The organism is Lachnoclostridium sp. An76, assembly GCF_002161355.1.
GTDB lineage: Bacteria > Bacillota > Clostridia > Lachnospirales > Lachnospiraceae > Mediterraneibacter > Mediterraneibacter caccavium.
This window is the reverse complement of sequence record NZ_NFHL01000011.1, coordinates 89147-99521: the sequence shown is the minus strand read 5'-3', so window position 1 is coordinate 99521 and position 10375 is coordinate 89147. Positions and strand designations below refer to the sequence as shown.

8 protein-coding genes and 1 tRNA gene are annotated in these 10375 nt (G+C 50.5%); all 9 read right to left on the bottom strand.

Features of this window, described 5'->3' with window-relative positions:
- Positions 1-718: 718 nt before the first annotated feature.
- A tRNA-Arg gene (locus tag B5G27_RS14825) sits at positions 719-790 on the bottom strand.
- Positions 791-873: 83 nt separating this feature from the next.
- Complete coding sequence (locus tag B5G27_RS14820) at positions 874-3891, bottom strand: SpaA isopeptide-forming pilin-related protein (protein ID WP_087179623.1); 3018 nt, start codon at positions 3889-3891, stop codon at positions 874-876.
- On the bottom strand, positions 3888-4856 hold the full coding sequence (locus tag B5G27_RS14815) for a DUF5688 family protein (RefSeq protein WP_087179622.1): 969 nt from the start codon (positions 4854-4856) through the stop codon (positions 3888-3890). The genes B5G27_RS14820 and B5G27_RS14815 overlap by 4 nt, the downstream gene beginning before the upstream one ends.
- A 313-nt stretch (positions 4857-5169) precedes the next feature.
- Positions 5170-5727: an elongation factor P gene (gene efp / locus B5G27_RS14810; protein WP_087179621.1), complete on the bottom strand. Its 558-nt coding sequence runs from the start codon at positions 5725-5727 to the stop codon at positions 5170-5172.
- 56 nt (positions 5728-5783) lie between these two features.
- Positions 5784-6293, bottom strand: a complete 510-nt coding sequence (locus tag B5G27_RS14805) for a YqeG family HAD IIIA-type phosphatase (RefSeq protein ID WP_087179620.1) — start codon at positions 6291-6293, stop codon at positions 5784-5786.
- Positions 6293-7078, bottom strand: a complete 786-nt coding sequence (locus B5G27_RS14800) for a shikimate kinase (protein ID WP_087179619.1) — start codon at positions 7076-7078, stop codon at positions 6293-6295. The genes B5G27_RS14805 and B5G27_RS14800 overlap by 1 nt, the downstream gene beginning before the upstream one ends.
- A gap of 116 nt (positions 7079-7194) precedes the next feature.
- Positions 7195-7920, bottom strand: a complete 726-nt coding sequence (locus tag B5G27_RS14795; protein ID WP_087179618.1) for a peptidoglycan recognition protein family protein — start codon at positions 7918-7920, stop codon at positions 7195-7197.
- Positions 7921-8089: 169 nt separating this feature from the next.
- Positions 8090-9202, bottom strand: a complete 1113-nt coding sequence (locus B5G27_RS14790; protein WP_087179617.1) for a glycosyl hydrolase family 18 protein — start codon at positions 9200-9202, stop codon at positions 8090-8092.
- A 122-nt stretch (positions 9203-9324) separates the two neighbouring features.
- Positions 9325-10350: a tRNA preQ1(34) S-adenosylmethionine ribosyltransferase-isomerase QueA gene (gene queA / locus B5G27_RS14785; RefSeq protein ID WP_087179616.1), complete on the bottom strand. Its 1026-nt coding sequence runs from the start codon at positions 10348-10350 to the stop codon at positions 9325-9327.
- Positions 10351-10375: the final 25 nt, after the last annotated feature.

Here is a 10375-nt window from a genome sequence, read left to right as displayed (position 1 = left end):
ATCCGGTCGGTCTTCAGGGACTGCCGCAGGCTGTACAGCGCGGTGAAGGCATCCCCGTACTGTACGTCCCGGGGCACGCTGTTCAGGGCGCTCTCCACCTTGTCCGCGCAGCTCTTCATGGCGGAGACGTGCTCTTTGCACTGTTCCAGGATGGTCTTTAAGTCCTGGCACATGGTCTAGATCTCTGAGGTCTGGAATACTCGGTTCATCACTTTTTCCCTCTCTTTTCCTCTATTTGTCCTGCATGCTGTTTGTTCCGCATGCTGTTTGTTCTCCATGCTGTTCTATTGGTTCCGCATGTTATTTGTTCTGCATATGCGCCGCGCCTGTTTCATATTCCTCCTCATAGCGGGCTCCTCTGTTTTTGCTCATTTTCTTCCCACTGACAGGCTGATTTGCAGCATGGTTTAAAGATGCGCACGGACAGGCGCAGAAAATAGCGCCGATCCATATCGACGCTATTATATCTGTATTTTATACAATCTGCAATATACACTTAAGTTTCCTGAGAATTATCCAAAAGCTCTATGACGATAATGCAACCGATAAAATCAGTGATGAGCTTGTCAGAAACACCCGGGAACCCCCTTACAGCAGTTATCGTCTGTATATTTAATTTTACAATTCAGATAGTTGTTCTTATATGCTATTTTTCAAAAATAAAATTCCTGAAAAGAACCATAAACAAAGTTTACAGCACTCCTCAGGAATAATAAGCAGCGTCTGAACGGAGTCGAACCGTCGCACATGCCTCCGGAGGGCATTGCTCTATCCACTGAGCTACAGACGCATTCCGGTCTGTTCAAGAAAGTATGTTCCTTTCTTGAACAGCCTTAATTATCCTAGCATAAATCAAGCCAAAAGTAAAGCTTTTTACATCTTCTTTTTTCTCATGAAATACACTGCAGTATATACCGGCGGAAGCAGTATGGCTGCGAGCAGAGCAGCTGTCTGCAGACTCCCCACTGTACTGTCTCCCGTAGCGGCGGACGCCTCCGGTTTTTTCAGGATTGTGACCGTCTGCCCTTTGTCACCGGGATCCGCGTGGGTAGCGATCAGTATATCCCCGATATAGAGGGATTCAAACACTACGATCTTCCTCTCCTCGGTCCGCACAGTATCCACAGGGAATTCCATCTGTATTTCCTGTGACGGTTTTTCTGCTGTAAATGTGTTCACAGCAGCAATGGGCTGTCCGTTCTCTGTCAGTATCTCGCCTGTCTCAGGGTCTGCCAGAGCTCCTTTCAGCGTATACACCTGCCCTGGTTCGAGATCCTGAAAGATGACCGTATCTACGATCACATGCTCCTCTCCGCCATAGATTTCCTTTTCTCCGGTCTCCTTCCAGAACGCCTCGGTATCTCTGATCTTTGTCTTCTTATTCTCGACCTCATACTCCATACACTCCTGCCCTTCGATCCTTCCCGTACTGTCAACCGTAAATTCCCAGACCGCATCATCCCTGAGATATCCGGGAATACTTTCTCTCTCCTGGACACAATATGTCCCCGGAGCCAGATATTTTATCTCGATCCGGCCTTCCTCATCCGTGATATAGAGCTTTTCCTTCTCCGGCGTCTCTTTGGGCCAGACAGCGAATTTTACTCCTTTCAGGCCGGTCTCCGTGCCTTCCTCCTTCTTTTTCAGGGTTATCTTTGTCGGCTTATTTGTGATCTCCGCCTCTGCACTCACAAGTTCTGTCTCCTGTCCGTTATACTCTAATCCCACCTCATATATCTTTTCGGGGAGCACATACCCCTGAGGCTGCTCTGTCTCCCGGATCTCATACCTGCCCAGATAGAGACTGTCCGACTGCCCCTCACCATTCTCGTCTGTAACTATGGTACCCACCGTACTTCCCGCAGGGATCCTCACGCTTCCCGCAGGAGTCAGTATATCTTCCTTTGCGGTGATCTCAAATTTTGCCCCGGAAACAGCTTTTCCCGTATCCTCATCTGTCTTTTTTATATGGATCTTTCCCATGGCCGGCCTGTCTGAGAATTCAACCACAAACGGATCTCCCCATTCATGGTCTTCCCTGACCTCAAACTTTACAGGTTCCTTATTGAGCAGATATCCCGCAGGGGCATTCAGTTCGCGGAAATAATAGATCCCCGCGCTCAGTCTTTCCGGCAGGACAAAACTGCCTGTCTCATCTGTTTTAAAAGAACTGTGCGCAGTTTCCTGTGGATAATGCACGGTCATGACAACCGGCTCCCTGTTTTCATCCAGAAGCTGAAACTCCGCCCCCGCGATCGGTACAGTCTCTCCGCTGTCCGCATCTTTCTTTACAAGACGGACCGGGGAAAAGATCCTCTTATCTTCCAGTATATAATAAAGCGTCTTCCCTTCTTCAGTGACTGTGATCTCAAAATCACCGACCGGAAGGAGTCCGTCAGGCGGATTCTCTTCTCTCACCACATAAGTATCATACACAAGCCCGCCTTTTCCGCCTTCACCCTTTGTAGATGCATATCCGTTCTCGTCCGTTATGATCTGTATCTCTTCCCCTGTCGTCTTTGATGCAACAGTAAAAACGATCCCTTCAAGAGAAGTTTTCTGATCCTGGTTTTCATCTTCGTCCTCGCGGAATTTTACAAGCTGAAGATCTCCCCGGATGATCTGTTCCGGCGCTTCCGGCGCATGGTATACCGTGTCTGCCGGACCGCTTCCTTCCTGCCGGATCTTTTCCACATATATATTTTCATTGAGCAGATATCCTTCCGGCGCTTTCACTTCCCGGATCGTAACAGTGCCCAGGGGAAGCACATTTTCTCCCGCGCCGTTTATATAAAATCCGTCTCCTCCTGTTTTGCTCTCTTCAGTAAAGCAAAGCTCCCCGTCCGCATTCGTCCGGAAGATCCAGGTCCGTTCCGGGAGCAGAGACATCTCCCCCGGATCGGAATCGTAATACCCGTGATAGTATTTCACTTCAAACTCAGCCCCCTCCAGAGAGCCGGCGCCCTGCGGAGTATTTTCTCCTGTTTCTGCATCTGTCTTTTTCAGAAGGATGCCTGCCGGATAATATGCGGCTGTGTTAACACACTCATAAGTATATACAGAGTTCTCATCCACGTGGATCTCTCTTCTGCCGCCTTCCCCTGAAAAGCCGGGCGGGCTTTTGATCTCCGCGATCTCATAGGAACCGATGGGGATATCTGACAGACTGGCATATCCGTTTTCATCGGTCGTCACCTCCCAGGAAGGCAGTTCCTCTCCCGGCCGGTATATCCCGAACACTGCTCCTCCCAGAGAATAGGAAGGATTTCCTTCTGTCCACTCCGGATGATCCGATCTCTTACGGATCTCTATCCCGCCAGTCCGGTCGCTGCCGCTGCCGCCCATGACCTGCCCGCTGCCGCCTGTATTAAAGAGAAATGCGTAAAATGCCTCCGGCGGGTCCGGCAGCCCCGCAATGCGTTCCGCCGCTGTCCTGAGTTCTGCTACCGCGCTGCTGTCCAGCCCGGTAAATGCAGTCTCATTTCCCGAGTAAAGATATGACAGGATACAATGGCTCATACAATACTGGTCATCCTCGCTGTACCTGCCCCCTATCCCGATACTGCCGAATCTTTCCTGATAAACTGCATAGCCCGGACCGCCATACACATAGTAAAGTCCCTTTCTCACCGCTCCGCCATCCAGCGGTACCACGGCATACTGTCCGGGATCCGGCGTGTCTTTCAGGGGTTCCAGACAGTATGCTGTTTTTCCGTCTGCGTCGAAATAATTGGTACTGTATGTCCCGTAATAGATCTCCCGCCCCACAGTAAGAGCCACAGTCTCTCCTGCCGCGGCAGTCTCTGTCCGGTTTCCCCACTGCATGCACATGGAAGATATAAGAAACAGGATGGCCGCAGCAGACAGTTTCCATTTTCTCATCTTTTTCATCCTGCCGCCCTCCCATTCTGCCGTGCATTTCCGCCGCATAGCGTGCCCGTACTTCTCCGGTACAGGTAGGCATGGCTGCTCAGCACTTCCTCTTCAGCGACCTGAGTCACATTGATCTCCCTGACCATCTCGTCCAGTTCCCGGATATCCAGCCCGGGAGACCAGGGGACGATGATCACTTCATGGACACTGCTCGGGAGGACATAATAATCCCGCCGCAGGATCTCCCCGATCATCTCCAGGATATGCGGATAGGCAATGCATGCCGCCCCGTAACTCCGGAGGCTGTTCGAAAGGATATACATACCGTCCCTTTCCGTGCCTTTCCCGAGAAGCAGGTTTCCGCTGTCATTTTCACTGTCATTCCCGCTGACCTCGCTTTCTTCCCTTCCCCTCAGCATTTCCTTCAGCGCATGGTTCATTGTGACAAATTCTGCCGGGAGAAGCCTCTTCACATTTCTCAGCGCGTCTGACCAGAGGATATCCGTGGTGACCTTCCACTGTTCCATATGGCTTTCAGAAACTGTCATAGCCGCCGTGCCATCCGCCGTCACCTCGAGCAGCACATAAAACACGACTGAAAGATCGAGATAAGAGCGGTGGGGGACCGTACTCAGAAACTTCCGGTTTTTCAGTGTATTTACCAGTTTGAAGACGATCCTGTCTTTCACTCCATCATAGTTTTTCAGCATTTCACAGTCCCATGGACCTTCCCTTTTTATGCTGTCGTAAAAGCCCAGGATCTCATCCACGATCATCCCGAGACATTTTCCCTTCTGGTAATCTTCAAAATATTCTTCCAGGTAGATCGTAGGAGAAATATTGATCCCCGGAGACTCGATCAAAACTCCGGTACGTTCTTTTCCATTATTTTTTACTGCCGTATAAAGGCTCGCCTGCACACCTCCTTTCAGCCTGCGGTTCATCTGATCCTCTACTGCTCCTGTAAATTCCCTGTAATCCATTCTTCTCCTTCCTTAACGGGAACCATCACAGATTAAATGAGAGATTCGGTATGAAATATACCTTTTGATTAGATGCATTGATCTGGATACTAACAATTTGATCTGAACTATATTATGTGAGTCTGATTATAGACGAGCTTACGGCAAAAAACAATGAGGCAGAATTCACGAAATATCCCTCTGCAATTTCTTACAGTTTTTCCTCTCATTTTTACTTGCATACTGAAAAAAGGATGTACCGCACAAAACAGCACATCCTTTTATTGCAAATTTTTGTATACTTTTTTCAGGCTTTTTTGCCCGCATCAGATCATTATACTCTGGACAGGTACTCTCCTGTACGCGTATCGATCTTCAGCACATCGCCTGTCTCGCAGAACAGCGGCACCATAACCGTTGCCCCTGTCTCGACAGTTGCCGGCTTTGTAGCTCCCTGAGCTGTATCTCCCTTGAATCCCGGCTCTGTCTCCGTGATCGCCAGTTCAACGAACAGCGGCGGCTCAACAGAGAATACATTTCCCTTGTGGGAGCAGATCTTCACTGTCTCGTTCTCTTTCACAAATTTCAGCGCATCTCCTACCACATCTGAATTTAATGCGATCTGGTCGTATGTCTCTACGTCCATGAAATTGTAAAGATCGCCGTCCTGATAGAGATACTGCATCTCTTTCCTGTCGATATGCGCGTTCTCAAATTTCTCAGTCGGGCGGAATGTCTTCTCAACCACACCGCCACTGATGATGTTTTTTAATTTAGTCCTTACGAAAGCTGCACCTTTTCCCGGTTTTACATGCTGGAATTCCAAAATCTGATAAATATTTCCGTCAATCTCTACGGTAATGCCGTTCTTAAAATCTCCTGCTGCGACCATTTGTCTTCCTCCTTCAATCGTGCATCTGAGCAGACGCTCTATCTTAAGATTTTATACTAATTTCTGCTATTTTTCAATCTTTTTTTATAGAAATAGAGGACAATCTTCTCCAGGCGCCTTTTCAGGACGATCTGGATCTCCTCTTTCGGATGGATGGGCTTTACGAGGATATTGTGTATCCCCGCCCTTTTTGCCCCCCATACGTCAGTAAAGAGCTGGTCCCCTACAAAAAGAGTATTTGTCCTGTCCGTACCCATGATCTCCATCGCACGGATATAATTTTTCGTGGAAGGCTTGTGGGCATTATAGATATAATGTGTCCCGATATCTTTATTAAACATTTTCACTCTTGCCTCCTGGTTATTCGAGATAAGACAGGATGCAAAGCCAATATCCGAAAGCCTTTGAAACAGTTTCACCGCCCTGTCATCCGCGGGCGCTCCATGGGGCACCAGTGTATTGTCAATGTCAAATATGACCCCTCTGTAACCTTCTTCATACAGTTTTTCAAATGGGATGACATATGTGGAAGCCACATACTCATCCGGAAAAAATTTTTCAAACATTATTTCTTATCCAACTCCGCAAGTTTTGTAAGCAGTTCCTCGGAGATCTGTAAGACCGTCTTCCCGTCTGTCTGTATAACGATGTCCGCGGCAGCCTCATATTTCTCCCTGCGTTTTTCCATCAGTTCCGCAATATATTCCACATTATTGTTTCCATTGAGGAGCGGCCTGTCGTTGCTGTCTTTGACTCTCTCATAGATCGTCTCCGGGCTCGCAGTCAGCAGGACCACCCTTCCGTTTTTCTTCATTTCCCTGACATTTTCTTCCCTGAGGGCCACCCCGCCCCCGCAGGAAATGATACAGTTGTTCCCGGTCTGGAGCTCTTTTAACAGGCTTGTCTCAAGATTCCTGAAATATTCTTCTCCGTATGTAGCAAAAATATCCGGGATACTCATCTCCTCTCTCTCGGAGATCTCCTGGTCCATCTCTACCAGACGCATGTCAAACATGGTGCTCAGATAATCTGACACCGTGGACTTCCCGGATCCCATAAAACCGATCAGCACGATATTATAAGAAAAAAGCTTCCTCGCCTGGATCCGTTTGCTGTTCCTTAAGATCCGCTTAAACACATCCTGGATCTCTTCCTGATACTTATTATCCTTCAGTTTTTCATCCAGCCGCCTCTGCTGCTTCGCCTCCTGCGCAGGCTGCAGGATCGGCATCCCGTACTTTTCTTTATATGCCATGATCTTCTCGATGATGGCGTTCCTCTCCACGAGCGCGTCAATGATCTTATCATCACACAGCGCGAGCTGCTCGCGGTACATTTCCAAATCGTTCATTTCTCTCCTCCAAAACCGGTTTCCCTCTCAGCACAGGTATCTGATTTCCGCGCAGATACGGGCTTAGCGGTCACATTATAACAATTTTCCATCCTGATAGCAAGGAGAACGGCAGATTATCCCTGTTCTCTGCGCGATTTTCCGACCGCATCCCCTACGTTTTCTTTAAAAGCCTCCCACGCGTCCTCATGCTCCACAAAATATTTCGGACAGATCTTCCCTGTAACATCATAATGGCGGATCACGTCATCCGTGGTCAGGTCAAATTTCACACAGAGCCATGCTGTCAGCTGTACAAGAGACCGGTAAGTCTCATCCGTAAATTTCCCGGTTTCATCCGGGTGGCACACCTCGATAGACACAGTATCCGAGTTTCTCTCATTAGAAGCATACGCCACCTCCCATGTCGGGACGCACTGGATGATCTCGCCTTCCAGTCCTACGATAAAATTGCTGCTCGCCTCCGTCTCCTGCGAATACTGAAGCCCGTTAAAATAATCTCTGTTCTCCTGGGCTGTACTTCCCGGATTCGCCGTGTAGTGGATAACGATCCCGTTAATGCCGTCGCTCTGGATCCCCGGCCTGGAATACGGATTCACATCCAAAAGCTGTACGTCCAGATCAGGCTCAGAGGCATCCACATCCACATAGCGGCCATTTCGCGATACACAGGAATATATGCCAGCCGCTGCGGTCAGGATCACAAGGAGCATGATGCCTGCTGCCGCGTACATTTTTCTCCGCTGAGGGCTCTTACTCCTGTTCTTCCGCCTGCTTTTCTTTTTCGTCTGCGCCGGCCTCTGCCTCTGCTTTTTTCTTTTGTTCCCACTGTACGAATTCATCTTAACGCCCCGCTGTCTTTCGTCTTCCGGCCGGATACCGGATCCCGGAGCTGATGCTCTCTCCGTCCCCCGGCAGTTATCCCGCTGATCATTCAGTATATCACGGAAATGTTTCCGCTCTGTAAATAAAGTCTTATGATTTTATAAAAGTGCTCCTGTGCGGGCAAATTTACGAAAGCAGCAGCCAGTTAGCCCGGAACGGGCGCATCAGGTTCCAGTACCATGCCCCGGAAAGGCGAAACTCTTTTACCAGCCCCCATTTTGCCTCAATACTCCTCACATCCTCAAACCATACTACATGCTCCATGCCATTCTGCCGGTAAGTATACCAGGGGCTCTGCGCGATGGGGGCATATTCGATGACAGCACCATACTGCGCCGCAATCTCCACTGCCTCCACATTTCCGACCGTTCTCGCCCGGGTGATCCCTCTCTCATAGGGAAGCGCCCAGTCATACCCGTAGTTGGGGATGCCCAGGACCAGTTTTTCCGGCGGGATCCTGGCCACCGCGTATTCCACGACCTGCCGGACTTTGTCCAGCGGCGCGACAGCCATGGGCGGGCCATAGGTGTACCCCCATTCATAGGTCATCAGGAACACGGTATCCGCATTTTCTCCCAGGGCGGCATAATCGATCCCCTCGACGAGGAGTCCCCTCTGGGAATCCGATACCTTCGGCGCCACAGCCACAGAGACACGGTATCCGTGCTCATTCATCGCGCGCCGGACTTTCCCCACAAATCCCGCGTATCCGGCCCGGTCCTGGGGAAGGACATATTCAAAATCAATGTCCACTCCCGCATATCCCCTGTCCTGCACTGCCGCCAGCATCTGCCTGATCAGGTTTTCCTGGATCTCTTCATGTCCCACCAGCACTTTTACGAGCTGGTTGTTAAACGCGCCGCCGGAAAACGGAGTCAGGACCATGAAAGGCTCGGCTCCGTTATTCCAGGCTGTCTCCACCATCCACAGGTCATCCTGCGGCGGCGGGATGAGATTTCCTTCAAAAGTAAAGCCGTAAGAAAATACAAGCAGCTCCCTCAGCGGCGGGAACGCCTGCCCGAGGATCTCAGGCTCTATAAACGGGTACGCATACCCGCCCGCAGCCCGGCCCCCGGAAACTTCTCCCGTCTCTCCCTGCCCAAGGAGAAGGAGCGCCTGCCCCGGCACAAGGACATTTCTGTCGGAAAGCTGGTTATCATATACGATCTTCCACACGGGGATACCCGTCTGCCGCGAGATCCCTTCCAGTGTATCGCCATTCTTTACCACATAGATCAAAAAAGTCACCCCCGTGCAGAAAGCATATGCACGGGCACAGAAGAATATGACACCCTCACAGGTGATCCTGACTCCTGCAGAAAAGTGCGTCATACCGGACGGATGAGCACGTCTCGGATAAGCTATCTGATAAACATCGCGTCCCCGAAGCTGAAGAACCGGTATCTCTCTTTTACTGCTTCCTCATACGCCGCAAGCACATGCTCCCTGCCTGCCAGCGCGGACACGAGCATGACCAGGGTAGACTCCGGCAGGTGGAAATTCGTGATCAGGGCGTCCAGGATCTTAAACTGATACCCCGGATAGATAAAGATATCCGTCCACCCGCTGCACGCCTTAAGCCTTCCGTTTTTGTCAGCTGCGGATTCGATGGTCCGGCAGCTCGTCGTGCCCACGCAGATCACGCGCTTCCCATTCTCTTTCGCGCGGTTGATCTTCTCTGCCGCTGTCTCATCGATCATATAAAACTCCGAATGCATGTGATGGTTCTCCACATCATCCACCTTGACCGGGCGGAATGTGCCCAGCCCTACATGGAGCGTCACATGGGCGATATCCACGCCTTTATTTTTGATCTTCTCCAGAAGCTCCGGCGTAAAGTGAAGCCCCGCCGTGGGGGCCGCCGCGGATCCCGGATGCTCCGCGTACACTGTGTTGTACCTGTCCTTGTCTTTCAACTGGTGTGTGATATAAGGCGGGAGAGGCATCTGCCCGAGCCGGTCAAGGATCTCCTCGAAGATCCCCTCATACTCAAAACGGATCAGACGGTTCCCCTCATCCACGATATCCACGACCTCGCCCGTGAGGAGTCCGTCCCCAAAGCTGATCCTTGTTCCCGGCTTTGCCTTGCGCCCCGGTTTCACCAGAGTCTCCCACACATCGTCCGCGCCCCGCTTTAAGAGAAGCACTTCGATCTTAGCACCGGTCTCCTCCTTCGCCCCGATCAGGCGCGCCGGGATCACCTTCGTGTCATTGATGACAAGACAGTCCCCGGGATCCAGATAGTCCACGATCTCCCGGAATACATGGTGCTCCGTCTCCCCCGTCTTTTTGTCCAGGACAAGAAGCCTGGAAGAAGAACGGTCCTCAAGAGGATCCTGGGCGATCAGTTCTTCCGGCAGATCATAATAAAAATCACTTGTTTTCACACAAATTACCCTTTCTGTCTGACAA